The sequence below is a fragment of the Geminocystis sp. NIES-3709 genome (assembly GCF_001548115.1).
GTDB lineage: Bacteria > Cyanobacteriota > Cyanobacteriia > Cyanobacteriales > Cyanobacteriaceae > Geminocystis.
Genome location: NZ_AP014821.1, coordinates 2,595,145 through 2,620,749, shown reverse-complemented (window position 1 = coordinate 2,620,749; position 25,605 = coordinate 2,595,145). Strand labels below are relative to the sequence as shown.

The 25,605-nt window shown below is 34.1% G+C and carries 22 protein-coding genes and 1 pseudogene; 11 read left to right on the top strand and 12 right to left on the bottom strand.

The window, feature by feature from the left end; translation table 11 throughout:
* Window position 1 precedes the first annotated feature (1 nt).
* The gene (locus tag GM3709_RS10940; RefSeq protein ID WP_255359696.1) at window positions 2–205 is read right to left on the bottom strand and encodes a type II toxin-antitoxin system HicA family toxin; all 204 of its coding nucleotides are present in this window, start codon (window positions 203–205) and stop codon (window positions 2–4) included.
* 305 nt (window positions 206–510) lie between these two features.
* On the opposite strand from GM3709_RS10940, the gene GM3709_RS10935 reads away from it, so the two are divergent.
* Together GM3709_RS10935 and GM3709_RS10930 are read left to right on the top strand one after the other, a co-directional pair.
* Window positions 511–744 (top strand): type II toxin-antitoxin system HicB family antitoxin, encoded by a 234-nt coding sequence (locus tag GM3709_RS10935; RefSeq protein WP_066119200.1) that lies wholly within the window; start codon window positions 511–513, stop codon window positions 742–744.
* Window positions 737–940: a type II toxin-antitoxin system HicA family toxin gene (locus GM3709_RS10930; RefSeq protein WP_066119197.1), complete on the top strand. Its 204-nt coding sequence runs from the start codon at window positions 737–739 to the stop codon at window positions 938–940. The genes GM3709_RS10935 and GM3709_RS10930 overlap by 8 nt, the downstream gene beginning before the upstream one ends.
* Before the next feature lie 11 nt (window positions 941–951).
* Here the strand turns inward: GM3709_RS10930 and GM3709_RS10925 are convergent, their stop codons facing one another.
* From GM3709_RS10925 to GM3709_RS10910, 4 genes are all read right to left on the bottom strand, one after another.
* Window positions 952–2,157, bottom strand: a complete 1,206-nt coding sequence (locus GM3709_RS10925) for a site-specific DNA-methyltransferase (protein WP_066119194.1) — start codon at window positions 2,155–2,157, stop codon at window positions 952–954.
* 3 nt (window positions 2,158–2,160) lie between these two features.
* Window positions 2,161–2,787, bottom strand: coding sequence for an ApaLI family restriction endonuclease (locus GM3709_RS10920; RefSeq protein ID WP_173645713.1), 627 nt, complete (start codon window positions 2,785–2,787; stop codon window positions 2,161–2,163).
* Between the two features lie 166 nt (window positions 2,788–2,953).
* Window positions 2,954–3,121, bottom strand: coding sequence for a type II toxin-antitoxin system HicB family antitoxin (locus GM3709_RS10915; protein WP_396229683.1), 168 nt, complete (start codon window positions 3,119–3,121; stop codon window positions 2,954–2,956).
* Between the two features lie 328 nt (window positions 3,122–3,449).
* On the bottom strand, window positions 3,450–4,277 hold the full coding sequence (locus tag GM3709_RS10910; protein WP_066119187.1) for a hypothetical protein: 828 nt from the start codon (window positions 4,275–4,277) through the stop codon (window positions 3,450–3,452).
* Window positions 4,278–4,408: 131 nt separating this feature from the next.
* Between GM3709_RS10910 and alaS the strand changes: the two genes are divergently transcribed.
* The 6 genes from alaS to bchD all read left to right on the top strand — a co-directional run bounded on the left by alaS (window position 4,409) and on the right by bchD (window position 10,887).
* Entirely contained in the window at window positions 4,409–7,057 is a 2,649-nt protein-coding gene (alaS, locus tag GM3709_RS10905) for an alanine--tRNA ligase (RefSeq protein ID WP_066119185.1), read from the top strand.
* 85 nt (window positions 7,058–7,142) lie between these two features.
* Window positions 7,143–7,298, top strand: a complete 156-nt coding sequence (locus GM3709_RS20480) for a hypothetical protein (protein WP_158506718.1) — start codon at window positions 7,143–7,145, stop codon at window positions 7,296–7,298.
* Between the two features lie 171 nt (window positions 7,299–7,469).
* Complete coding sequence (locus GM3709_RS10900) at window positions 7,470–7,913, top strand: hypothetical protein (RefSeq protein WP_066119182.1); 444 nt, start codon at window positions 7,470–7,472, stop codon at window positions 7,911–7,913.
* Between the two features lie 5 nt (window positions 7,914–7,918).
* A complete protein-coding gene (locus GM3709_RS10895) occupies window positions 7,919–8,236 on the top strand; it encodes a hypothetical protein (protein WP_066119178.1) in 318 nt (105 codons plus the stop codon).
* A gap of 8 nt (window positions 8,237–8,244) precedes the next feature.
* Window positions 8,245–8,733 (top strand): hypothetical protein, encoded by a 489-nt coding sequence (locus tag GM3709_RS10890; protein ID WP_066119176.1) that lies wholly within the window; start codon window positions 8,245–8,247, stop codon window positions 8,731–8,733.
* Window positions 8,734–8,847: 114 nt separating this feature from the next.
* On the top strand, window positions 8,848–10,887 hold the full coding sequence (bchD, locus tag GM3709_RS10885) for a magnesium chelatase ATPase subunit D (RefSeq protein WP_082712983.1): 2,040 nt from the start codon (window positions 8,848–8,850) through the stop codon (window positions 10,885–10,887).
* Window positions 10,888–11,012: 125 nt separating this feature from the next.
* On the opposite strand, the gene GM3709_RS10880 is transcribed toward bchD, so the two are convergent.
* Window positions 11,013–11,954, bottom strand: a complete 942-nt coding sequence (locus tag GM3709_RS10880; protein ID WP_066119171.1) for a hypothetical protein — start codon at window positions 11,952–11,954, stop codon at window positions 11,013–11,015.
* Window positions 11,955–12,049: 95 nt separating this feature from the next.
* Between GM3709_RS10880 and GM3709_RS10875 the strand changes: the two genes are divergently transcribed.
* A complete protein-coding gene (locus GM3709_RS10875; RefSeq protein WP_082712913.1) occupies window positions 12,050–12,889 on the top strand; it encodes an IS5 family transposase in 840 nt (279 codons plus the stop codon).
* A gap of 488 nt (window positions 12,890–13,377) precedes the next feature.
* On the opposite strand, the pseudogene GM3709_RS19150 reads toward GM3709_RS10875, so the two are convergent.
* Window positions 13,378–13,608 (bottom strand): annotated as a pseudogene (locus GM3709_RS19150) (IS1 family transposase); the annotation flags it as partial.
* Between the two features lie 133 nt (window positions 13,609–13,741).
* On the opposite strand from GM3709_RS19150, the gene GM3709_RS10870 reads away from it, so the two are divergent.
* Entirely contained in the window at window positions 13,742–14,860 is a 1,119-nt protein-coding gene (locus GM3709_RS10870) for a SpoIID/LytB domain-containing protein (RefSeq protein WP_066119168.1), read from the top strand.
* 523 nt (window positions 14,861–15,383) lie between these two features.
* Here the strand turns inward: GM3709_RS10870 and GM3709_RS10865 are convergent.
* The 5 genes from GM3709_RS10865 to miaB form a co-directional block, all read right to left on the bottom strand.
* Window positions 15,384–17,084, bottom strand: coding sequence for a SulP family inorganic anion transporter (locus tag GM3709_RS10865; protein WP_066119165.1), 1,701 nt, complete (start codon window positions 17,082–17,084; stop codon window positions 15,384–15,386).
* Between the two features lie 118 nt (window positions 17,085–17,202).
* Window positions 17,203–18,141, bottom strand: a complete 939-nt coding sequence (locus GM3709_RS10860; RefSeq protein ID WP_144439428.1) for a methyltransferase domain-containing protein — start codon at window positions 18,139–18,141, stop codon at window positions 17,203–17,205.
* Window positions 18,142–18,209: 68 nt separating this feature from the next.
* Window positions 18,210–18,575, bottom strand: a complete 366-nt coding sequence (locus GM3709_RS10855) for an NAD(P)H-quinone oxidoreductase subunit M (protein ID WP_066119162.1) — start codon at window positions 18,573–18,575, stop codon at window positions 18,210–18,212.
* Window positions 18,576–18,699: 124 nt separating this feature from the next.
* A complete protein-coding gene (locus GM3709_RS21425) occupies window positions 18,700–23,631 on the bottom strand; it encodes a hypothetical protein (protein ID WP_066119159.1) in 4,932 nt (1,643 codons plus the stop codon).
* Between the two features lie 189 nt (window positions 23,632–23,820).
* Window positions 23,821–25,176 carry a tRNA (N6-isopentenyl adenosine(37)-C2)-methylthiotransferase MiaB gene (gene miaB, locus GM3709_RS10845; RefSeq protein WP_066119157.1) on the bottom strand — a complete coding sequence of 452 codons (1,356 nt, stop codon included), beginning with the start codon at window positions 25,174–25,176 and terminating at the stop codon, window positions 23,821–23,823.
* A 196-nt stretch (window positions 25,177–25,372) separates the two neighbouring features.
* On the opposite strand from miaB, the gene GM3709_RS20475 reads away from it, so the two are divergent.
* Entirely contained in the window at window positions 25,373–25,528 is a 156-nt protein-coding gene (locus GM3709_RS20475; RefSeq protein WP_158506717.1) for a hypothetical protein, read from the top strand.
* Window positions 25,529–25,605 lie beyond the last annotated feature (77 nt).

The following is a 25,605-nucleotide window of genomic DNA, read 5'->3' as shown; positions in this document are numbered from 1 at the left end:
ATTATTTACCCTCTTTTATTCTTTTTAATTTAGCTAATTTTTGATTAATTTGTTTTTCTAAATATTTTTGAGCATGATCACCATCATTTCCTGATATTGTGATCGGATCTTCTGATAATAATTCATGATACCAACGAGTGTGACTACTTTTAGCTGTACGATAAACAAAACCTTCTTTTTTCAATAAACTCTTTAATTCTCGAATTTTTTTAGGTATTAATCATTATATTTTCTTGATTTGCTCTATTTTCGCTTTTATGATAGCAAAAAAAATCAGCAATAATAAGAAATAAGACTATTATTGATAATATTTTATGACTAATATCCCTCCCTAAGAAACAACGAAATTTGATCGAAATTTTTAGATTTTTTTACCAAAAAACTACACAAAATTTTACTTAGTACCTCATTAGTGCCTAAATATTTCACTGTTTTACTGACAATCGATCGTTTATTCAAGTTATTATTACAACAGTTTTAGCAATTAAAGTTAGTAATCAATTATATTGTATGATTAATACACGCTATCAAATAAGTGCCGTAATTGAAAAAGATGAATATGGTTATTATGCTTATTGCCCTCAATTAGAAGGTTGTCAAAGTCAAGGGGATTCTTTCGAGGAAATAAAAGCTAATATTCAAGAGGCAATAGAATTATATTTATCTACTGTTACAGAAGAAGAAAAACAAGCATTATTGGTGAAAGAAATTTCTCTAATTAATGTGGAGGTTAAAGTTGCCTAAATTACCTCGTCTTAATGCTAAAGAATCAGAAAAACTGTTATTTAATACTGGATTTGTTTTGAGAAGAAGTCAAGGAAGTCATCGAATTTATCAAAAAGATAACATAAAAGTAGTTATTCCTTTTCATGGTGGTAAAACTCTACATCCTAAAATTGTTAAGCAAGTTATTGATGCGATCGAAACTAGCAATGAATAAATGATACAATTCTAATTTGATTGATTATAAGCTATCATACTTGTTTTGTTTAATTCTTCGTTAATGAATAATTCATATGATTTAATAATGAGAATTTTCTTGTCTTCTAAAGGAAATAACTGACGATAATTATTTGTTTGAATAACTATTTTTAAATCACATTTTTTTGCTTGTTCTGAATGATTAATAGCTTCGATCGCATCTTCTAAAGTTTCATCTTTTTTTTGTATTCTAACGGGTATAGGTTTATCATTAAATTGTCTTTTCAAAAAACCATCAATGCCATTATTTCTTTGTACTGGAATAGCATTAATACTTTTTAATAAAAATAGTTCATCTTCTGATTTTTCTATATAACTTGTTTTTCCTTTTTCCAGAAGTTCAGACTTAGTTATAATCATCTCATTTAATCTTTTTTTAGTAAGTTCGATCGCATCTTCTGATATATCAATTCCAATAAAACTACGTTGTAATGATTTGGCGGCAACACAAGTTGTACCACTTCCACAAAAAGCATCTAAAACTAAATCCCCTTCATCAGTAGAAATATTAATAATTTGTTGTAAAAGTAAAACAGGTTTTTGCGTAGGATAACCTACTCTTTCTTTTGCTTTTGGATTTAAAAAAGGTATTTCCCAAACATCTGATAAAGGAACGCCTTTTTTCTCTTGAGCTAAGATGATATTACCATTTTTATCCTTTTTATATACTGATTTTCCATAGCTATTTTTTTCTCGTAATTGCCATATTTGATCAACATTTGTTGTGGGAGAATAATCACTATAAATAGTATTAAATTTAAAATCGTCAGTTTTAGAATAAAAATAAATAGTTTGATGAGAATTGAGTAAACCTTTTTTAGAATTTGACCATCTTTTATAAGACCAAATAATTTCACTTCTAAAATTATCATAGCCAAATATTTTATCTAATAACACTCTTAAATGATGAGAAGCTGATTTATCACAATGTAAAAAAATATTACCAGTTTTTTTTAATACTCTTTTACATTCAATCAAACATTTTTCCATCATTAATAAATAATCACTTAGACTATTCCATACATCATCAAATTCATAATTTATGTTATTATCACGAGTGGTTAAAGAATGTTTTTTTTGAGTAAAGAATGGCGGATCTAAATAAATTAAATCAATTATTTCTGAGTCAATTTTTTGTAACTCATCAAGACAATTTCCCTTAATTATTTTTTCCATAATTTAACTTTTGTCTGGTGTTTTTTGATCGGCAATATCTATTAAAATCTGTTTCATATCAAATCCTGTACGACTTTTAATAAAGTTCCATGCTTCTTCTCCGGCATAATATTCTCCATTTACGCCTTTGTAAACCGTTTCTAAGGTTTGTTGAATATTGATAGCTTGTTCTCTTTGAGGATAATAAAACATTACTCTAATAGGTTTATATCCATGATTTTCGATCGCTTTTACCCTTGTATGCTCTTTTGTGATATGATCTCCGTCTGTAGTTGCATCTCTCCATTTAATTTCTATAGCGTCCTTGCCATCTAAAAAATCAATTTCAAAAGTTTTTGGTTTTGTACCAAAAGAATTTTTTACAGTAATTTTTCTTCCTTGAGGATTGTTAAATAATAAACATAAAGAGGCAACTTCTTCTAAAAAAGAACCAGCATAATTATACAAAAACCTGCCAATATTTTGATATTCATCTATTTTTTGACCTTCTTGACTGGTTATCCCTAAAACTCTATAAATTAAATAATGGGAACTATCATCATTTTTCATTTCTTCTTTTCTTAAATCAATTTGTATTTTTAATTGAGAAGCGTATTCTTCTGAAAGTAAATGAATTTGCGATATTAACAATTCTAGTTGTTTTCCTTGTTTAATAGCATTATTAATTTTGTTAAATTTATCCTGATTAATTAATTCTAATAATTGTTGTTTTGTATTTTAATACCATATTTTTGACAATAATTTTCAAGCTCTTTTTTCTTTAAAGATTCTATTTTCATTTATTTATAACTAAAATTTAAGCAAAAACAAAGGTTTTAGGCTGAGGTAAATCTTTACCATCTTCTTGATATTCTTCCATGATTAACTCTAAAACTTCTTGCCCATTTTTTAAGGCTTCTTCATCGGTTTCCCCATGAGTAACAGGTTGCATAACATTCTGACTAAATTCAGGTAAAAAAACCACAAAACAGTTATCGGTACTTAAACAAAAAAATATCAAAATATTAGTTTCAAACCTTTATTAATCAAAGACTTTACTTCGATTGATAGCCTTTCCTTTTATAACCAGGGTTTCAGCTATTTTTATAGTGTTGACGTAAATGCTTTAATCTGAGAGGATTTCAAGCAGTTTTTGATTAAAAATTTTTCAAAGTACCGTTATCTTCATCACTCCATTAAATAATAATTGTATGTTTAAGCATTACTTTTCTTTTCAATCAATTTTTTGAAAATGTTTAACAGATATAATTCCAATTTTGTTCTGACAATATCTCATCGTTGCAGAGTGATATTTAGTCTATATGAATTGCTTTCTGTGCGTATTCTTGAAAAATATTTTTTGCTTTTATAAGTCTGTCTTTAAAAATTTCATCATTATTGAGTATGAGCTGTAACTCTAAATATTTAATTTCTAAATGTAGCAAATCTATTCTTAATCTTTTTATCCAATTATGTGAACCTAAATTATGTTCTTCCCAATTTCTATTAAAAAAAGAATTTTCGTAATAAGGAACATCATCAAATATACTTATATCTATATTTTTTTTCTTTAAAAGTTGTTCTAAATCATTCAATAAATTTTGATCGCTATCAGCAAATATCTTTAAAAGATTTTCAATTGCATCTACTTCTTCTTTTATATCATCAACAAGAGCTAAAAAATTTTTTTTCACATCAATCTCCATTTCTAACTCCGTACCAAAAAATTTATGATCAACTTTATTTAATCTTTCTATATCATCCCAATATTGATTCATTTCATCAACAATTTTTTGTAAATCCTCTTTTTCAACATGAAAATTTAAACTTTCAAACTTAGATTCATGTTCTTTTTTCATCTGTCTTAGCTTTTCTACAGGAAACTCTTTAACATCATCTGTTTCAACATGATGAGCATAGCAAAGAATCAGAAGATTATCATAACTTCTGCGATATTCATCATCAGTGTTTGGATTATATCTTTCTCCACCTTCTGATGCTCCTTCTATATGACAGACTTGGGCGATAAATTGACCTTTGTGATTAAATAATGGATGTTGACATTTAGGAAATGCACATTGATTCCCTGATTTAGCAAACAAAGGCTTTAATGTATCTGTTTTCGGTGCTAATCGATTCATATCTAAATATCTCAATACTATTTATTTTTTTATTACCTTTCTAATTACCTCTGTTATGATAGCAACGAAAATTAGCAATAATAGTAATAGAGAGACAACCGTGTAATGTGAATTAATATTTAATTTTAATTATGAGTAAACAACCTCCTTCTTTAACAGGAAACGAAATCAGAGAGAAATTTTTAAACTTTTTCGCCCAAAAACAACACAAAATCCTCCCTAGTGCCTCTTTAGTGCCAGAAGATCCCACTGTTTTACTGACGATCGCAGGAATGCTTCCATTTAAGCCCATTTTCTTAGGGCAGAAAAACCCCGATTATCCCCGTGCTACGACTTCGCAAAAGTGTATCCGTACTAACGACATTGAAAACGTAGGGCGCACCGCTAGGCATCATACCTTCTTTGAGATGTTGGGTAACTTTAGCTTCGGTGATTACTTTAAGTCACAGGCGATCGCATGGGGGTGGGAATTATCAACTAAAGTGTTTCAACTACCTCCAGAAAGAATCGTTGTCAGTGTTTTTAGGGAAGACGATGAGGCTTTCGCTATCTGGCGTGATGAGGTGGGAATCCCCGAAAAACGGATTATTCGCATGGGAGAAGAAGATAACTTCTGGAAATCAGGGGTAACTGGTCCTTGTGGTCCTTGTTCTGAGTTATACTATGATTTTAAGCCCGAATTGGGGGATGATAACATCGACTTGGAAGACGATACCCGCTTCATCGAGTTTTACAACTTGGTTTTCATGCAGTATAACCGAGACGCTGAAGGCAATTTAACCCCTCTGCAAAACAAAAACATCGATACTGGTATGGGGTTAGAAAGAATGGCACAAATTCTGCAACAAGTGACGAATAATTACGAAACGGACTTGATTTTCCCTATCATCACAACGGCGGCGAAGTTAGCGGATATTGATTATAGCAAAGTGGATGAAAATACTAAGGTATCTTTAAAGGTTATCGGTGATCATGTGCGTTCAGTAGTTCAGATGATAGCCGATGGTATTTCTGCCTCTAATATAGGAAGAGGCTATATTTTGCGCCGTCTAATCCGTCGTGTGGTGCGTCACGGGCGTTTAATCGGGATCGATGGGAATTTTATCACTGAGGTAGCAGAAACGGCAATACAACTCTTAGAAGGGGTTTACAGCAACACGAGAGAAAGAGAAAAGTTAATTAAAACCGAGTTGCAACGGGAAGAATCGGCATTCTTAGCAACCCTCGAAAGGGGCGAAAAACTCTTAAATGAGGTGATTATTAAACTCAGAAGTCAGCAAAAAACCGTAATTTCTGGTGAGGATGCTTTTACCCTTTATGATACCTATGGTTTCCCCCTCGAATTGACTCAGGAAATTGCGGAAGAAGAGAGTTTAACCGTTGATGTGTCTGGTTTTGAAGCGGAAATGGAAGCTCAAAGGGTTCGATCGCAGTCTGCCCATGAAACGATCGATTTAACGGTACAGGGTAGCATAGATAAGTTAGCAGAGCATATCCACCCCACAGAATTTTTAGGTTATAGCGAATATCAGTTAATAAGTCACATCGAGGCGTTATTAGTTGAGGGTAAATCGGTGGAAAAAGCTGAATCTGGTAGTAAAGTTCAACTAATTTTGAATAAAACTCCATTTTATGCGGAATCTGGTGGACAAATCGGCGATCGAGGCTATTTAGCAGGAGAAGATGTGTTAGTATCGATCGAAGATGTGCAGAAAGAATCGGGCTTTTTCGTCCACTATGGTACAGTAAAAAGGGGTACAATTCATATTGGGCAAAAGTTACGCGCGACTATTGATAAAGCCTGTCGTAACCGAGTTAAAGCCAATCACACCGCAACCCACCTCTTACAGTCAGCATTGAAAAAAGTTGTCGATGAAAACATCTCTCAGGCTGGTTCTTTGGTATCCTTTGATAAGTTAAGATTCGACTTTAATTCTCCACAACCTATTACTAAGCAACAATTACAACAAGTTGAAGATTTAATCAACACTTGGATCGCCGAAGCCCACGACGCTCATATTTCTGTTATGGGCATTAATGAGGCTAAAGCTAAAGGTGCGATCGCGATGTTTGGGGAGAAATATGGCTCAGAAGTTCGTGTTATCGATATTCCTAGCGTTTCCATGGAGTTATGCGGAGGCACTCATGTTAATAATACCGCAGAAATTGGCTTATTTAAGATTATCTCGGAGACGGGGGTTGCTTCTGGTATCAGACGTATCGAAGCTGTTGCAGGTGCGTCAGTTTTAGAATATCTCAAAGTCAGAGATGGAGTTGTCAAAGAATTATGCGATAAATTAAAGGCAAAACCAGAGGAAATTGTCGATCGTTTTTCTAACCTTCAAAGTGAATTAAAAACCACTCAAAAAGATTTAGAAAATGTGAAACAAGAGTTAGCTTTATTAAAATCTGAAAGTTTAATTAACCAAGCTGAAACTATTGGGGAATTCAAAATTTTAGTGGCTAATTTAGGAGATTTAGATGCAAAATCTTTGCAAACAACAGCAGAAAAGTTACAACAAAAATTAGGACAAAGTGCCGTGATTTTAGCATCAATTCCTGAAGAAAATAAAGTGAGTTTAGTTGCCGCTTTTAGTGAAAAAGTCTATAAAGAAAAACAACTTCAAGCTGGCAAATTTATCGGTGAAATTGCAAAAATCTGCGGTGGAGGCGGAGGTGGAAGACCTAATTTAGCACAAGCTGGAGGCAAAGATAGCAGTAAAGTTGAGGAGGCTTTAACTATTGCTAAGAATAAATTAACTGAGGGTTTAAATTTATAAAAAAATAAGATTTTTAGTGAGTAAATTTTGCTCACTTTTTATCAATTTGTCGATCGATCTTAATTGCCTTTTATCATAACATTTTTTGAATGAAGCACAAGCTATAAGTAATACCATAACTATTTACGCCAGAAATATATATAGCAATTTCTACCGTTATGAGGTACGCTTAAATCCTTATAATCAGGGAAACTTTAATTTTATTTCTGTACCCCGTAACCATGAAAAACGCTATAAATAGATTCTATAACATTTTAAGTATTTGCGTGATACTATGTAGTTATAAAATACTGATTCAAATTGAATATAGCGTTTTTTACAATTATGAGGTACTTTTTTTATTGCCTCTTACCTTTCAACGACAATCTTTGTACCTCACCAAAACGAGAATTGCTATATAACTTAGTCAACTATGAAAAGAAATGAATTAGAACAAGCAATTATTGAGAAAAATCCTAATTTAAAACAAATTAATTTACTTTGTTTAAGTAAAAAACAATTAGAAGAATGGGTGAATCTTGGACAAATAACTATGTCTTCTGAGACTTTAGTCAAAATCTTTTTAGAACGAAATGAGAGAGCAGAAATTAATCAAAAATTAAATAGAGAAAATTTTGGTTTAAGAGCGAAATTGACTTCTTTTACGAAAACGTTAACGGATTGGTCAAAAAGTGAACTTATACAACAATTTAAACATATTTTTGGAACAGTAAAAAAAGCTGATGATGTTATTTTAAAAGAAATTGGAGCTGTATCAAAAGAATCTGTGAGGGAAGACTTAGAAAAAGCCGAAGAAATAATTAATGAAGCTCAAAATATTGCTATGCAATATCAGAAAAAATATGGAAAACTATAATTTTTATGAAAAATAATAAATTCTTTGATGGTCTTAATTATAAACAATGTCAAAAAAGAAACTCAGAAAAATTTAATTCCTTAGACAAAAAAACACAAAAATTATTAAGACAAAAAGGCTATAAAAATATCTGTTGGAATAATATAACTACATCATGGTATCTATTACAAGAATCTTTAGACAAAGTTAGTTTAAATTTTGTGGATTTTGCTATTAAAAAAGCTGAATTAAATTATGAAGAATCTAAAAAAAATAATGATTTACTAGAAATTTTAGAAACTGGAAAATCTGTTGTTACAGCGTTAAAAATGAAATATATGTAAACTTTTGTATGTTAGTCAATCTCTATCAGAATTGGGAAAATACTCTTATAGAAGTAGCGGAATTATTTGGATTTGAATTTGAAAAAATAGGGGTGACATTAAATGATTTTGGACAACTTCAAAACTCTTATCGTATTTTAGACCTAAGTTTCGCCCGTAAATCAGACTTAGACAATTTTATTGTCAAAAACTCTATTTATTCATCCCAATATACCAGAGCAACAGTATTGTATTCTTTATATTCCTGTGGTTATCTAACTGTTGTGGATATTCAATATCCTACTTATCAGGATTGGAAAAATAAGTATCCTAATATGACATTATATCATCAATTACCAAGAAAATGGTTTCCATTATTAACTTTTGATTGTAGTAATTGGAAAGCAATGTCAAAAAAAGATAATAAGAGAAAAAAAGATGACTTTATCAATGAAGGGGTGGAGAGATTGGAGTTTTTATCCTCTAATTTTGAAAACATCAAAAACAAATATCAATAGAGTTTAAAGGTTATTCTCTGTATAACTAATACCGTTTTTTGAGTTCGATCGAGTCTATACCCCATGTACGGTAAAATATAGCTTTACATCGCATTTATAATAACGTCTATATTAATGTCCACATTAACCACTAAAAATATTAATTTTCCTTTAACTGCCGTCATTGGGCAACAAGCCATTAAAACAGCTTTACTACTCGCCGCCGTTGATCCTCGTTTGGGGGGAGTGGCGATCGCAGGTAAACGGGGGACTGCTAAATCCGTTATGGCGAGGGGAATCCATGCCCTATTACCGCCCATAGAAGTAATCAAAGATAATCGCTTTAACTGTGATCCCCAAAATTCCGAAGATTGGGATACCGACACATGGCAACAATACGCCGATACCGATCCTGCTCAAATTCCTACAGAAGTAATCAAAGCCCCTTTTGTACAAATACCTTTAGGAGTCACGGAAGACAGGCTTTTAGGTTCGGTGGATGTGGAGCAATCCGTTAAGCGTGGTGAACCCGTCTTTCAGCCCGGATTGTTGGCACAAGCCCATCGTGGGGTTTTATATATCGATGAAATCAACTTGTTAGATGATCAAATCGCCAACCAACTTTTAACCGTCTTGACAGAAGGCAAAAATCAGATTGAACGGGAAGGCATCAGTTTTGCGCATCCATGCAAACCTTTATTAATTGCTACCTATAACCCCGAAGAAGGCGCATTACGAGAACATTTGCTTGATCGAATTGCTATCGCCCTTAGTGCTGATGGTGTGTTAGCCCTCGATGAAAGAGTCCAAGCGGTGGATCAAGTTATCGATTATGCGTCATCTCCCGTGAAATTCCTTGAGCAGTATGACGAAGACATGGACGCTCTCAAAACCGAGATTATCTTGGCTAGGGAGTGGCTCAAAGAAGTAAAAATCACCCCTGAGCAAATTAAATATTTAGTAGAAGAAGCCATCCGAGGGGGAGTAGAAGGGCATCGAGCGGAGATTTTTGCTGTCAGGGTAGCTATGGCGGCGGCGGCATTGGAAGGACGCAATAACGTCAGTGCCGATGATTTGCGCAAAGCCGTGGAATTGGTTATTGTGCCTCGATCGACTATCATGCAACAACAGCCCCCTGATGACCAAATGCAACCCCCACCACCACCACCACCACCACAACCCCAAGATCAAGGTGAGGATGAAGGGGAAGAAGAAAAAGAGGAGGAAAAGGAAGATGAGAACAAAGATAATGAAAATCAAGAACAAGATAATACTCCTCAAATTCCTGAAGAATTTATTTTCGATGTGGAAGGGGTGATATTAGATCCCAGTGTGCTATATTTTGCCCAACAAATGCAAAGACAGGGTAAATCAGGCGCTCGTAATATGATTTTCAGTGACGATCGAGGACGCTATATTAAACCCATGTTACCAAGAGGTAAGGTAAGACGTATAGCCGTTGATGCCACTTTGAGGGCGGCTGCACCCTACCAAAAAAGTCGCAGGGAACGCAATCCTAATCGCCGTGTCATCGTGGAACAGGGAGATTTGAGGTCAAAACGCCTTGCAAGGAAAGCAGGGGCTTTAATCGTCTTTGTGGTGGATGCGTCAGGATCGATGGCGCTTAATCGGATGCAATCGGCAAAGGGTGCTGTAATGCGGTTATTAACGGAAGCCTACGAAAATCGAGATCAAGTGGCGTTAATTCCCTTCCGAGGTGAACAGGCGGACGTATTATTACCTCCTACTCGTTCCATTACTTTAGCCCGTACCCGTTTAGAAACTCTGCCTTGCGGTGGTGGTTCGCCCTTATCCCATGCCTTAACTCAGGCGGTTCATGTGGGGGTAAATGCGCAGATGTCGGGAGATATTGGACAGGTTGTCATCGTTGCCATTACGGACGGAAGGGGTAATATTCCTTTAGCTCGATCGTTGGGTGAAACCCTTGAGGAAGGGGAAAAACCCGATATTAAGGCGGAATTGTTGGATATTGCCACGAAAATCCGTGCTATGGGCATGAAATTGTTGGTTATCGACACGGAGAAGAAGTTTGTTTCTACTGGCTTCGGTAAGGAGTTGGCGAAACAGGCTGGAGGTACTTACTATCAGTTACCCAAGGCTACAGATCAGGCTATTGCGAATATGGCAAAGGGTGCGATCGCTGATATGAAGTAAGATTAATTTGGGGTTTTAAAACCCCTTTTTTATTAACTATTATAGAAATATATTTTAAATAACAGTTGTATTACTAATTTAATGATTAATTATTAAAACTATGATTTGGTTGATCTATAACAACACTAATGATTTGTTTTTATTATTTTATTAACGGTAATTAAATGAGCAATTTTTGATTCCATATCATATTTAGAAAAATCTTGACTTTGAAAGTCATGAATTCCGATGTTTGTTGCGTAGCATTTATTGTTTTTTAATATATACATAACAACTGTTCCTTTTACTAATCCATTAGGAAAACAATCTTTGAAATAGTTTTTATCTTTTGCATAAATAGGATGTGTTAACATTTCTTCAAATGATAAATTTTTATGTATATGAAACTCTGCTATGCAACTAAAATCAATTCCTGTTTGCATTTCATAAGTTTGTTTTCTAATTGGATCTTCTGAAGCCTCCATTGCTGATAAAAAAAATGTGTACCACGTAGTCGGATTTTTTGGAGGTATCGTATTTTTTATATTTTCATGTAATTGTATTTCATTCTCATTAAATTCAAAAATATTCGGATCTTTCATATATTGATAAAATCTTTCTCTGGCTAAATTACTGGAAGCAAGAGAGCCAATTATTCCATCTATAATTGTTAAGGGTATATTTTCATCTAAATCACTAAACTCTTTACTGCTGACAACAAAAAAAGGAAAATTTGAGTGATCGGCAACTTTTAATTTCAGTTCGATGATTTTTTTTCGCCAATCATCTTTCCAATCACCAATTTGTCGTGAAGGTTTATATTCTAAATTTTTATTGACTCCTTCACAAAAACCATCAAATTCAATGCAAAGTATAGGCTCTTCAAAATTATTGCAAATAATATAATCGATGCTCGTTTTTTTTAAATTATTTTTATCTTGTTCTGTAAGAATAACATCATCAATAGTAAAAATATTTAGAAAAGGTATATTATGATAGACTTTAAACTTTTTACCCCATGTTCTTATTATTTTATAGTAATTTTGTTGTTCCGCTTTACTCGCAAATACTTTTTTCTTTAGTCCCATATTAGACCTCTTGCAAAATTAAATACGAGATAGGATTAACCAGAATAATCTATAATTTTGGGCGATGGAGGATACCTTAAGTATAAGATTTAATTATGAAACTTGAGAGAATAAAAAAATTAAAGCCAGAAAAGTTTAAAAGGAGATTTGGAGTAAAAAAAGAAACCTATAATCTTTTAGTAGAAATAGTCAAAAAAGAACAAAACAATCACAAAAGAGGAAGGAAAAGCAAATTAACAGTGTCCGAGCAGATTTTAGTAACCTTGGAATATTTGAGAGAATATCGAACTTATTTTCACATATCAGAGTACTGGAATATCTCAGAATCAACGGTTTGTAGAACAGTTCATAAAATTGAAAAAATCTTGCTCAAATCAGGTTATTTTTCCCTAGGTGGTAAAAAAGAATTGATAAAAAAAGAGAATGAAATTAAGGCAGTATTAATAGATGTTACTGAAATAGCAATCGAAAGACCAAAAAAAAGACAAAAAATTTACTATAGTGGCAAAAAGAAGGAACATACATTTAAAGCACAATTAGTAGTTAATAAAGATACCTTGGAAATAATTTGTTATGTAAATGGACGAGGAAGAGAACATGATTTTAAAATTTTTAAAAACAGTAGATTACCATTAAGTGAAAAAATAAAGTGTTTAGTAGACAAAGGTTATCAAGGTATAGAAAAAATTCATAAATTAAGCGAAATACCAAAAAAGAAAACAAAAAAAAGAAAGTTAACCCAAGAAGAAAAAAGAAAAAATAGAGAGTTAAATCGACAAAGAATCGTAATTGAACATGTAAATAGAAAACTTAAAATATTTAGAATACTATCAGAAAAATATAGAAATAAAAGAAAAAGATTTGGGTTAAGATTCAACTTAATTGCGGGAATTTATAACTATGAAATAGTGAAAAAAGACATAGCTATTATTTAAGAACTATATTAAAGAATCCAGTAAATTAATTTGTGTATTTTATCGCCAATGGGTATTTACTTTCCTAGGTTGAGAATTATATAAGCAAGAATTATGATTAACTGTATAAAGGCACTTATTTTCTTTAATTAAATTAAAGGCGATTGCTAATATTTTGTCTTATCCTATCATCTTTTTATGTTCATTATAATTTTGCAAGAGATCTATTATTTTTTATCAACAACAATTATGCAGTAATACTATAACGAAAAGTCTGAAGTCAACTTATCTAAATATCAAGACATAATAAATCATATACTTTGTTAAGTGTGATCGTCTAGTGAAGTTTTATTTTAGCTAACTATAGTGTAATGTTAATTTGGTTAAGGAGATGTGATCATCTTTTGGAGGGGTTCGATCGTTTAGTGGGAAGGAGTTCGATCGCTCTTATGAAGTAATCTTGATATGGTTAAAGGTTCGATCGTCCTTATGAATTAATGTTGATGTGGTTAAGGGGTGCGATCGTCTTTGGGGGGAGAGTTCGATCGCACCTCACCTCGATAAGGTATGGGAATATCTTGGAATTTAAAATAATGAATCAAAAGTGAGATTGAATATTTCCGCATTTCGACAGACTTGGAATAGCAAAGGGTTTTTCTCTGTAATCTGGCTAGATAGTGCCTCAATCTCGTATTTTCTCCTTCAACCCTTGTCATATAAGTTTTACTGATGATTTGGTTGTAAAAGAGAAGTAGATTAAAAATACTATTGACAAAATCTATATTTTTGGTTATATGTTCATAGGCATGATCAAAATTAACTGGAATTGAATTCCATCAAAATACGGATCAACAAAAAATATATTGAATGATTATGTGGCAAAAATTTATCCTAAAAACAATTTCTAAATTAAGTTTGATAGCTCTATTTTGGTTGATTTTCACGACGTACGCTCAAGCTGCTTTAGAATTAAGAGTAGCCATCAAAAAAGGTGTTAATAATCTACAAATAGGTAGTTCAACCCCCGCTCTAATTAAAAATAGTGCAGGACAAATTATTGGACAAGTAGAAGGAATGAACTCATTTGTAGCAAAAGCAAATGGTGGCAACGTAAATTTAGCACAGTGGAACTCAAATCGTATATGGTTAGAACCCAGTGGTGATGGTGTTATTTGGATTGGCGATCGATGGTATCGTGGTAGAGTTTTATTAAGTCGTCAAGGAAGTGGTATTACCGCTGTCAATCATGTAGATATAGAAGATTACTTGTATAGTGTAGTAGGGGCAGAAGCAATTCCAAGTTGGCCTCAAGAAGCCTTAAAAGCCCAAGCCGTCGCCGCTCGTACTTATGCTTTATATAAACGCAACACTAGTAAAAATAGCGTTTTTGACTTAGACACGACAACAGCCACACAGGTATATAAAGGATTGGGTAGTGAATATACCACTACTCACCAAGCCGTAAAATCTACTAACGGACAAATCATGACTTATAACAATCAACCAATTCTAGCTGTATTCCATTCATCGTCAGGAGGACATACAGAAAATGTGGAAGATATTTGGATTTCACCTCTCCCTTATTTAAGAGGAGTTGTTGATTATGATCAAACAGCACCAGTTTTTCAGTGGAATAAAACAGTTTCCCCTTCGAGTATTAGTAGAGTTGTAGGTAGTGTAGGTAATATTCGTGCTTTAGTACCTCAAAAAATCACCCCTCAAGGTAGAATTGTCACTATGCAAATAGTTGGCGATCGTAGTACTAAAACCGTTGCAGGAAGTGATTTAAGAAGTGCCTTAGATTTGCGAAGTACCTTATTCCGAATTTCTTCAGCAGGCAATGGTTTACAGGTTTCTGGTAGAGGATTTGGACACGGTTTAGGGTTAAGCCAATGGGGTACATATTATTTAGCACAAAACGGAGTTGATTACCGTCAAATTCTAGGACATTATTATCAAAATGCAAGACTTGCTACCATGAAAACTAGATAAGTAGCAGGTTATCTCATGATTTTCTGATGGAGAGAAGAGAGAAGAGTTAGGAGACAGAAGAAATACTAGCGAGTTAGGGGTTTATCTTAGTAACACGATTAATTGATAAAATACTTTATTTATATAATAATGTGATGTCAAAAATCTGCATTTTTTAGGAAATTTAGGGGTTTAATATATTAAATCTCTAATCTTTACCCTTAATTTTTATAGCTTTCTAATTTATTCAGACTCTTAAGAAACAGATTAGGGAGACGAGGAATGAGAAACAGGTCAAAACCCAAAACGGTAGCCTTTTTCTGGAGATGGGACAGTGATTTATCACTTCGTCAATCATGAAGCCATTAATCCTCAGAACCAAGTTTAGACTTGAGTATTTTAGTACACCATTGTTATGACGGTCTTAACTATTATGGTATAACTTTGACAATACAACTGTTAAACCTTGTTTCTTACTTATGGAGCCAGTGACAATTAATTATGCGGCTAGTCAGAAGTTTAGTTAACTTAGATGCATCTTACCTTAAGAATTATGAAAAGCTGAAATAGCTGAACTAATGGTAGGGAAGAAGTTTTCCTCTCCAATGATCTTGGTCAATCCAGTTTTTTCTAACATGGAATAAGTAAAACTATGGGTTCGCGCAATTACCAAAATAATATCTTGTTTGGTTAATTCTTCCCATATTTCTTCTAATTTTACGGTAGCAGTGGAGTCAATACTAGAAATAGACTCAGCATCTAACAAAAACCATTTTACATCTGTAATCGTGTTATTAACTATACTCAGAACTCTGGATTTAAAAAAGTTTGCATTGAAAAAGAAAAGAGATGCTTCAAACCGATACATAATTAATCCATCAATAGTTTTAGCATTGGTTTCTCGTTCAATATTATGAAAACCATCTTTCCCTTCCACTATTCCTAAAATCGCATCATTAGGACGAGAGGCTCTATATAACAATTGAATTACTGCTAAAATAATGGCAACTAAAACACCTTGTAAAACCCCTATACAAATAACACCTAAGGTAGTCAACACCGACAAACGCCATTCAGGAAGACTAATTTTATAAAGATTTTTGAGAGATTTTATATCCAATAATCCTAATACTGCATCAATCAATAAAGCAGATAACACACTGATAGGAAGATAACTTAAAGGTGTCGTGAAAAATAGGAGTATGAAAATCATCATTATTGCGCCTATAATGCTCACTAACTGGGTTTTTCCTCCTGCTGAATCATTAGTTGCAGTACGAGACGCTGTACCACTAATGGCAAATCCTTGAGAAACACCAGCTACAATATTCGCCATTCCTAAAGCAATTAATTCTTGATTAGGATCAATTTCATAACGGTTTTTCATGGCAAAAGCCTCTGCTGTTACCATCGCACTATTGAAACTAACAAAAGCAATTCCTACTCCACCTATAATTAACGAAATTATATCTGTTTCTAGTAGTTGAGGTATTTTTAAGGGTGGAAAACCTGATGGCACAGTTCCCACTATAGCAACCCCTTGTTGATCTAAGTCAAATAGGAAAGAAATTATGATTGCGATCGTAACAGCAATAAGTGCAGAGGGGATTTTTGGAGCTATTTTTTTGAGAATCCGTAGAAGAATAAAAATACTCAATCCGATAGTTAAAGTTAACCCGTGAGTTTGTCCGAGTTTGCCGAAAAATTCCCATAAAACTAGAAAAAATCCTTTAGATTCCAAAGAAAATCCAAATAGTTTACCCAACTGTCCTAGAATAATACTTAAAGCAATACCGTTCAAATAACCAATTAAAATTGGTCTGGACAGAAAATTCCTTAAAAATCCTAACCTTACTATACCTCCTCCAATAGATGCAATTCCCGCTAAAATCGCTAATACCATCGATAGAGAAATATAACGTTCTATATCTCCACTAGCTAAAGGTGCTAAAGTTGTGGCCACCAGAGAACAAGTAGCCGCATCAGTACCAACAATTAATTGTCGAGATGAGCCGAAAAAACCATAGGCAATTAAGGGGAAAATACTGGCATATAAACCATTAACAGGAGGTAATCCTGCTAGTTCTGCATAAGCGATCGCCACAGGGACAACTACTGCTACCACGGCTAAACTAGCTTGAATATCAGACTGTAGCCATGCTGAATTGTAATTCTGAAAAGTAATAATACCCGGTACCCAGCGAGATATTCTTTTAACTATTCCTGTATCATCGCTTATTTTCATTGTTTTTAATTTAATTACTTATAGAAGTTATAACAAAATCCTATATTAAGCTAGTTTGCATTTAATTTTATTGATGAGGGTAGAGAAAAGTGAAAAACTTTCATCTCAAAATTCTCGATTAAGAAGATTTTACTGCTTTAAACATCCCAAATCGGCAAAGTCCGAAGCCAAAAGCAATACGCATTAATAGAATGGTAGGAATTTCTCGTAAAGATTTGATAAAACCACTCACCCCAAAACAAATTAATCCCGATGGTTTTGCAATACCTTGCCAAATAGAATCTAACCAAGAAGGAAGAGTCTGAATTGTCCAATCATCCGTAATTACTTCCCCTTTTACTCTACTGGTGGCAGTTAAAAGCTCTGCGAATTCTTCAATACTAGAAAAAGCAGGATGTGACCATTGGTCTAATAATTGTTTCATTACAGATTTCTCCCAAAAATTTAAGGGTATGGATCGATCGTCTCTTTGATTCCAGTCAGCTACAACTAAAATACCATTAGGCTTAAGAACTCGCATTAACTCCTTAGCAAACAAAGCCTTATCTTCCATGTGAGGACCCGCTTCAACACTCCACACTATATCAAAACTATTATCAGGAAAAGAAAGTGCCAACGCATCATCGACTTGAAATTTAGCATTTACCTCTGGAGGAGTTAATTCTTGAGCTCTTTTCACCTGTTGAGGACTGATAGTGATACCCGTTACCGCAAAACCATAATCTCTTGCTAAAATGCGACTGCTACCACCGATACCACAACCCACATCTAACACCGTAGTACCTGAAGGTAACTTATCCAAATCTCCCCATTTCACCATCTCATGAACAAAATCAGTTTTAGCCTGTAGAAAATCTTTTTTTCTTGGTGGTAAACCATAATGTCCTAAGTGGATATGTTCACCCCAATAAAACTCTAAAATGCCATCTTCAGTCCATTCATCATAAGAGTTAGCTACTGAATCCGAAGATTGATAGCGACGAGGAGTTAATAAGTAAAAAATAATTCCTATAACGATTAGCAAAAAAAAACCCTCTAGGGGTAATAAAATATTCATTGATATAAAGATAAATTTTATTTTGTTGGAAATTAGTGCAATAGTTGTCAATTGTCAATATTTAATTATTAATTAGTCAGCTGATATTTTCCTTCTGACTCGGGTGCATCAACTCTGGGTAAACCCATACTATAGTTAAGAACTCTAGCATTGAGATTGTAGGTAATTTCTCCTTGGTTTAAAAGATTACGAATTAAAACTTCTAAATCTGAACCAATGCGCCGTAAATTATAATCGGTTAAATCTTCTCCGCTATAACTTTCCACTAAATCATCAAATTTACGATAGACTTTTTGCAAAGCGACTTCATCCCAATTAAACTCGTTATCAGGATCAACATCAAGAGTCAATACTTGGTTAGAAGGAATTAACTCATTGTCTTTGATTTCTGCGGTATAAATTCTAATATGACGAGTTGTACATTTAATTAACATATTCGATCGAGATAATAATTTATTTTTTTATGACATTGTTATTTTAACTCAGATTCTACTTCACCTCGATTAGAGATCAATTTTTTACCTAATACCTAACACCTTTTATTCTGAGTAACATCAGTTAAATAATTAAAATATCCTCATTTGTCATATCTAACCCCGCAGTTAAAGTAGCGATTTTTAACGCCTCTGATGCACCATTACCATCAGAATCAAAGAAAAATGCACCATTACTGGGATTATAAATAAAACGCTGAGAAGATTTTGTTGTTAATGAACCAATACGGAATTGATTTACAGGTAAAGTACCCAAGGATAAACCACCACTAAAACCATTACGACGAATCAAAATAGTATCATCAGTAACATTAAAGTCAGTAATGGTATCTGTCCCCTCATTAACAGTAGTAAAACGGAAAGAGTCATTACCAGTACCACCGATGAGACTATCATTTCCTAATCCACCAGTGAGAGTGTCATTGCCACCACGGCCATTTAAGCTATCATTTTCTTCTCCACCAGTGAGATGATTGTTAAGATTATTACCTGTAATATTGTTGCGTAAATTGTTCCCTGTACCATTGATGTTTCCTGTACCTTCTAACACTAGATATTCTACATTGGCAGCTAAAGTATAGGCAATAGTAGATCGTACTGTATCTGTACCCTCATTGGATAATTCGACGACTCGATCGCCTGTAATGTCCACATAGTAAGTATCGTTACCACCACCCCCTATCATGGAATCGTTACCAATCCCACCAGTAATAATATCATTACCATCACGTCCGTTTAAGGTATCATTTCCTTCTCCACCATGGAGTCGATTATTTTGATTATTACCAGTCAGACGGTTTTTTAAACTATTACCCGTTCCATTTATATTTATATTTACTGTATCACTGAGATTCAAATTTTCGATATTATTCGGTAAAGTATAGTTAATAGTAGAGAAAATGATATCTATACCTTGATTAAAAAATTCAATCACCCCATCTTTAATATTATCAATAGAATAAGCATCATTCCCAAATCCTCCTAACATTCTGTCACTGCCAGTAGTACCATTAAGACGATCATTCCCATTATTTCCCACTAAGGTATCATTACCATCTCCACCGTTGAGAATGTTATTTTGATTATTACCCGTGAGACTATTATTGAGGGTGTTTCCTGTACCATTGATATTTCCTATTCCTTCTAACACCAAATTTTCTACATTGGCTCCTAAAGTATAGGTAATAGTCGATCGAATTGTATCTGTACCCTCATTCGCCAATTCTACCACTCGATCGCTCGTATTCTCTACATAATAGGTATCGTTACCAATACCACCAATCAGAGAATCGTTACCAACACCACCGTTGAGAATATCGTTCCCATTCCCCCCCACTAAGGTATCATTACCATTTCCGTCATTAAGACGATTATTACCACGATTACCAGTAATACGGTTGTTTAAACTATTCCCCGTTCCATTTATATCTATATTTACTGTCTCACTAAGGGTCAAATTTTCGACATTACTAGCTAGAGTATAGGTAATGGTAGAGAAAACTGTATCTATACCTTGATTAAAAAATTCAATTACCTCATCTTTAATATTGTCAACAGAATAAGCATCATTATCAAGTCCCCCTAACATTCTGTCAATGCCAGTACTACCATTAAGACGATCGTTCCCATTCCCCCCCACTAAGGTATCGTTGCCGTTGCCTCCTATTAAGGAGTCGTTGCCATTTTGCCCGCTAAGATGATTATTTTGACTATTACCCGTCAGACTGTTGTTTAAACTATTCCCAGTTCCATTTATTCCTATATTTACTGTCTCACTGAGAATCAAATTTTCGATATTACTAGGTAGAGTATAGGTAATGGTAGAGAAAACTGTATCTATACCTTGATTAAAAATTTCAATTACCTCATCTTTAATATCGTCAACAGAGTAAGCATCATTATCAAGTCCTCCTAACATTCTGTCAAAGCCAGTACCACCATTAAGACGATCGTTCCCATTATCTCCCACTAAAGTGTCGTTGCTGTTGCCTCCTATTAAGGAGTCATTTCCATCCCCACCGCTAAGATAATTATTTTGATTATTACCCGTCAGACTGTTGTTTAAACTATTACCCGTTCCATTTATATCTTCTGCACCTTGTAAAATGAGAGTTTCTACATTTTCACCTAAAGTATAGTTAATCGTCGATCGAACTGTATCTGTACCTTCATTTAATAATTCGACTACTTTATCCAAGAAGTGATCCACATAGAAAGTATCATTACCTTTGCCACCTATTAAGGTATCGTAAAGACTACCACCGTTGAGAGTGTCATTTCCGCCACGTCCATTAAGAGTATCAGAACCTTTATCACCATTTAATTGATTATCAACATTATTGCCAGTAAGACTGTTATCAACTGCATTTCCCGTGCCGTTGATATTTTTTGTTCCTTCAAGGATAAGATCTTCTACATTGATAGGTAAAGTATAGTTAATTGTCGATCGAACTATATCCCTGTCTCCACGCTGATATGATAATTCTATTATTTGATCCTCCGTGCTATCCACATAGAATGTATCGCTACCCAAACCTCCAATCATCGAATCATCCCCAATACCACCTATTAAAATATCATGAGAACCAAACCCATAAAGAGTATCATTTCCCATACCACCGTTGATAGTATCATTACCATCACGACCCGTTAACATATCATTGTCGTTAGTACCAAAAATCCTAAGTTTCTTATAGTTACTTATATCTAAAATCTCTAAACCAAGAGAACCTTCGCTCACAAAAGCAAGATCCCCTACTACTTCAACATCAGAAACAGATAAAGAAGTCGTATAGCTACCTACATAACTAGGTGCTGAGGGATTAGATATATCAATAATGGAGAACTGACCAATTTCGATTGTAAATTGCAATGAAGTAACAAACACAAGATCTCCAGCTACTTCTAGATCAACAATCTCGAAGAAAAACGGTGCATCAATGTTACTTACCAAAGTTGGGAGAGAAGGATTAGCAATATCAAGAATTACTAACCCACCACCATCATAATCATCAACTATAAAAGCGAGATCTCCCACTATTTCTATATAATGAAAACGATTACTAGCATACTTCCCTACCACCGCAGGAGCAGAAGCATTAGTTATGTCAAGAATCACTAAACCACTCGTAGAATCAGTTATAAAAGCAAGGTTTCCAAATACTTCCACATCTACAATATTGCTAGAAGTATCAGTATCGTATTTACCTAAAAAAGTGGGAACAGATGGATTACTTACATCTACAATAACTAAACCACCCTCACTATCGGCAAAGAAAGCGAGATTTCCCGAAACTTTCACCTCCACAGCATAACCAGAAGTATCGTATTTACCTAAGAAAGTGGGAACAGATGGATTACTTACATCGAGAATAACTAAACCATCCTCATTATCGGCAACGAAAGCAAGATTTCCGAAAACTGCCACGTCCATAACAAAACCAGAAGTATAGTAGCTACCTAAGAAAGTGGGAGTAGAAGGATTACTTACATCTATAATGGCTAAACCACCTAAACCCTTAGAGACAAAAGCGAGATTTCCTACGATTTCTGTTACATTAACAAAATAAGCTGTATTGTATTGTCCGAGAAAAGTGGGAGTGGGGGGAGTAGCTATATCAACAATGATTAAACCACCATCAGTGTCCGTCACAAAAGCATGATTTCCTCTCACGTCTATATCCCTAACATCACCAGAAATATTATAATGTCCAAAGAGCTTAGGAGCAGACGGATTGGTTATGTCGAGAATGGTTAAACCATCACCAGAAGTTCCACCGACAAAAGCAAGATTTCCCCGCACTTCTACATCCACAGCATAGCCTGTATCATACTTACTTAAAAAAGTGGGCACAGAAGGATTCGTTATATCAAGAATAATTAAACCTTCTACTCCATCAGCGATAAAAACGAGATCCCCAAATACTTCTATATCAATAGGACGGGCAGGAGTATCGTACTTACTAAGAAAAGTAGGAGTGGAAAAATTGGTGATGTCAATAATCACTAGATCGTCATCATTATCAGAGATAAAAGCGAGATCCCCAAATACTTCTATTTCTCCTGTACCAAAACCACCATAACCACCTAAGAAAGTGGGAGTAGAAGGATTGCTTATGTCAAGAATGTATAAACCACCGGGATATAAAGAACCTCTATCAGCAATAAAAGCGACATTTCCTTTCACTTCTACATCATGAACATACAGAACAGATTTGGCTAAAAAAGTAGGGGAAGAGGGATTACTTATATCAATAATAACTAAACCATTGTAAGAGTCTGCGATCAAAGCGATATTTCCCACAACTTCCACATCAACAGCCGAGCGTTCCTCATAGGTAAACTCTACTGAAAATCTACTTATTTCAACAGGTTTAGTCGGATTAGAAATATCTAAAATAAGGAGTCCATAACTATTAGCAATATATGCGTAGTTACCTACTACCCTCACAGCTCTAAATGAGCCCCCCCATTGACCGATGACACTCGAATCTTGTTCTATTTCTATCAGTTCTCCGTCTATGTAGATGGTGGCGAAGTCGTCTTCTGGTTCATGGTTGATGTCTTCAAATTCTTCTTGATTACCAAAGATTAAATTAGCAAATAGATTACCCTCATCCCATACTGGATCGATCGTGTTTATTTGTGCATCTAACTGATGACCTATTTCTTCTATGAGAGTTTTTGCGACGTTTTGTATGGAATCATGGAGCAAGAAAGCATCAGAAATATAAATGGCATTGGTGGAGATACTATAACCTGCATTTGCCCCGTTTAAGATACTTGCTCCAATAATTTCAATTTTTGGTAGATTCTTAAAGTCATCTTTTTGCCACTCATTGACGATCGATTTGACTTTAGTTTTATTATAATTATCTCCAAAGGTGAGGTTTAAAGTAGTGTCAACATCACCAAACAATGCAAAGTTTTGTAAAAAATGCTTGACTAATTCAATAGATTTTGAGAGGAGTTGGGGGAGATTTTCTTCACTAGTCATTAATTTGACCCCTGATTTTTGATGTAATTATTAAATTATAATTTATTAAAAATTTATTGATGACATTCACTTAATCTATTTAAAAAACTTAACTAATTATCGTCAAAACATCGATCGAATTTTACTCAATTACTCTCAGTTGACCAATGGGATCGAGTAAATTGAGTAGTGAATTTAATCTCGTCAATTTTAGGCTGTGACTAAGGATAGCATCTCTCCAGTTAAGCTGAATGGCCGAACTTCGGTTATTTTGACGGGGACAATTTTACCTTTTAACTCCTTTAAATCACCTTTGAAGAAGGTTAAACGATTACCGTCAGTTCTACCCACAACTTGAGTGGTATCTTTAGGGTTAACATCCTCTACTAATACTTGTTCTACTTTATTTAAGTATCGTTGAGATCTTTCTCCTGCTTTAATGCCTACTAAATGATTTAATCTTTGAAGTCGATCGCTTTTTTCTTGTTCACTAATTTGATTTTCCCATATAGCGGCCGGAGTATTTGGACGAGGAGAATAGGCGGCTGTGTTAAGTTGATCAAAACCGATGTCATCCACTAATTTTAGGGTATTCTCGAACTGTTCTTCCGTTTCTCCGGGGAAGCCAACGATCGCATCAGCACTAATAGCGGCATGGGGCATATAATAACGTATTTTATTAATAATATCACGGTAACGCTCATGGGTATAGCCCCGTTTCATCGCTTTAAGAATGTCATTATCTCCTGATTGGAAAGGTATATGAAAATGTTCGCATACTTTTGGTAAATCATGACAAGCCTTGATTAAACGCTCGGTAAAATACCGAGGATGAGAAGTAGCAAAACGAATTCGATCGATCCCTTCTACATCATGAATATAATAAAGTAAATCGGTGAGTGTGTGTAAGTGTCTTCCTGTTTCCGTTGTACCGGGTAAATCACGCCCATAGGCATCTATATTTTGTCCTAATAAGGTGACTTCCTTATAACCTTGACGACCAATATCTTCAATTTCTGCTTTGATAGATTCCGGAGTACGAGACTGTTCTACTCCTCTAACATTTGGCACTACACAATAACTACATCTCTCATTGCAACCATAAATAATATTTACCCATGCAGATACTTCACTTTCACGGCGAGGCTTGGTTATATCTTCGTAAATATGGATAGGATCTGTAGCGACAACTTGATTACCAGCAAATACTTGATCTAGTAAACTATCTAAACGATTAGCGTGTTGAGGGCCCATAACTAAGTCTAACTCAGGAACACGTCTTAATAACATTTCTCCTTCCTGTTGGGCAACACATCCAGCCACGACAAGGGTTAAATCTGGTTCAACTTGTTTCCGTTTTGCCTGTCTGCCAAGATAAGAATAAACTTTTTGTTCAGCATTATCTCTGATAGTGCAAGTATTATAAACAATTAGATTAGCATTATTAGGGTCTTCGGTAAATTCAAAGCCCATATTTTCTAAAATACCGGCCATACGCTCAGAGTCAGCTTTGTTCATCTGACAGCCAAAAGTAGTAATATTATAAAGACGTTTTTTTTCAGTCATGGTGTGGATAAAAATAATTATAAAATTTAGCGTAACCTTTCCAGTATAAATCAATAAGTTAATGAACTATTAGTGATTATTAAATACACTAAATATACTGTCACAATACTAATAAGTAAGGGCATTCTTCTTCTGTTCTCGATCGAACTTATTTGGGATCTGTGATACTATTATCAAGATATTTATAACTTTTACAATGGTTACTCTCTCTGGTAGTCTGACGGATAGAGAATTAGAAAACAACGGTTTAAAAATATTCTTTTTCTCCGCTTATTCACTACAACTGAACTTAATAGAAATTTTATGGCGTTTTATTGACTATGAGTGGTTAGAAATAGAGAGTAACGAATAAAAGGATATATTAATAAGTGTTACATAATATATTCCTAAATATTCTTAATCAATTTTTAAAAATGATGTTATATTTAG

What these genes read in the sequence shown, in the direction of transcription:
- GM3709_RS21425 (WP_066119159.1), bottom strand. Translation starts at nt 23,631, where the DNA reads ATGACTAGTGAAGAAAATCTCCCCCAACTCCTCTCAAAATCTATTGAA.
- GM3709_RS10860 (WP_144439428.1), bottom strand. Translation starts at nt 18,141, where the DNA reads ATGAATATTTTATTACCCCTAGAGGGTTTTTTTTTGCTAATCGTTATA.
- GM3709_RS10925 (WP_066119194.1), bottom strand. Translation starts at nt 2,157, where the DNA reads ATGGAAAAAATAATTAAGGGAAATTGTCTTGATGAGTTACAAAAAATT.
- GM3709_RS10855 (WP_066119162.1), bottom strand. Translation starts at nt 18,575, where the DNA reads ATGTTAATTAAATGTACAACTCGTCATATTAGAATTTATACCGCAGAA.
- GM3709_RS10910 (WP_066119187.1), bottom strand. Translation starts at nt 4,277, where the DNA reads ATGAATCGATTAGCACCGAAAACAGATACATTAAAGCCTTTGTTTGCT.
- miaB (WP_066119157.1), bottom strand. Translation starts at nt 25,176, where the DNA reads ATGACTGAAAAAAAACGTCTTTATAATATTACTACTTTTGGCTGTCAG.
- GM3709_RS10875 (WP_082712913.1), top strand. Translation starts at nt 12,050, where the DNA reads ATGAAACTTGAGAGAATAAAAAAATTAAAGCCAGAAAAGTTTAAAAGG.
- GM3709_RS10865 (WP_066119165.1), bottom strand. Translation starts at nt 17,084, where the DNA reads ATGAAAATAAGCGATGATACAGGAATAGTTAAAAGAATATCTCGCTGG.
- GM3709_RS20475 (WP_158506717.1), top strand. Translation starts at nt 25,373, where the DNA reads ATGGTTACTCTCTCTGGTAGTCTGACGGATAGAGAATTAGAAAACAAC.
- GM3709_RS10935 (WP_066119200.1), top strand. Translation starts at nt 511, where the DNA reads ATGATTAATACACGCTATCAAATAAGTGCCGTAATTGAAAAAGATGAA.
- GM3709_RS10890 (WP_066119176.1), top strand. Translation starts at nt 8,245, where the DNA reads ATGTTAGTCAATCTCTATCAGAATTGGGAAAATACTCTTATAGAAGTA.
- alaS (WP_066119185.1), top strand. Translation starts at nt 4,409, where the DNA reads ATGAGTAAACAACCTCCTTCTTTAACAGGAAACGAAATCAGAGAGAAA.
- GM3709_RS10880 (WP_066119171.1), bottom strand. Translation starts at nt 11,954, where the DNA reads ATGGGACTAAAGAAAAAAGTATTTGCGAGTAAAGCGGAACAACAAAAT.
- GM3709_RS10895 (WP_066119178.1), top strand. Translation starts at nt 7,919, where the DNA reads ATGAAAAATAATAAATTCTTTGATGGTCTTAATTATAAACAATGTCAA.
- bchD (WP_082712983.1), top strand. Translation starts at nt 8,848, where the DNA reads ATGTCCACATTAACCACTAAAAATATTAATTTTCCTTTAACTGCCGTC.
- GM3709_RS10870 (WP_066119168.1), top strand. Translation starts at nt 13,742, where the DNA reads ATGTGGCAAAAATTTATCCTAAAAACAATTTCTAAATTAAGTTTGATA.
- GM3709_RS10900 (WP_066119182.1), top strand. Translation starts at nt 7,470, where the DNA reads ATGAAAAGAAATGAATTAGAACAAGCAATTATTGAGAAAAATCCTAAT.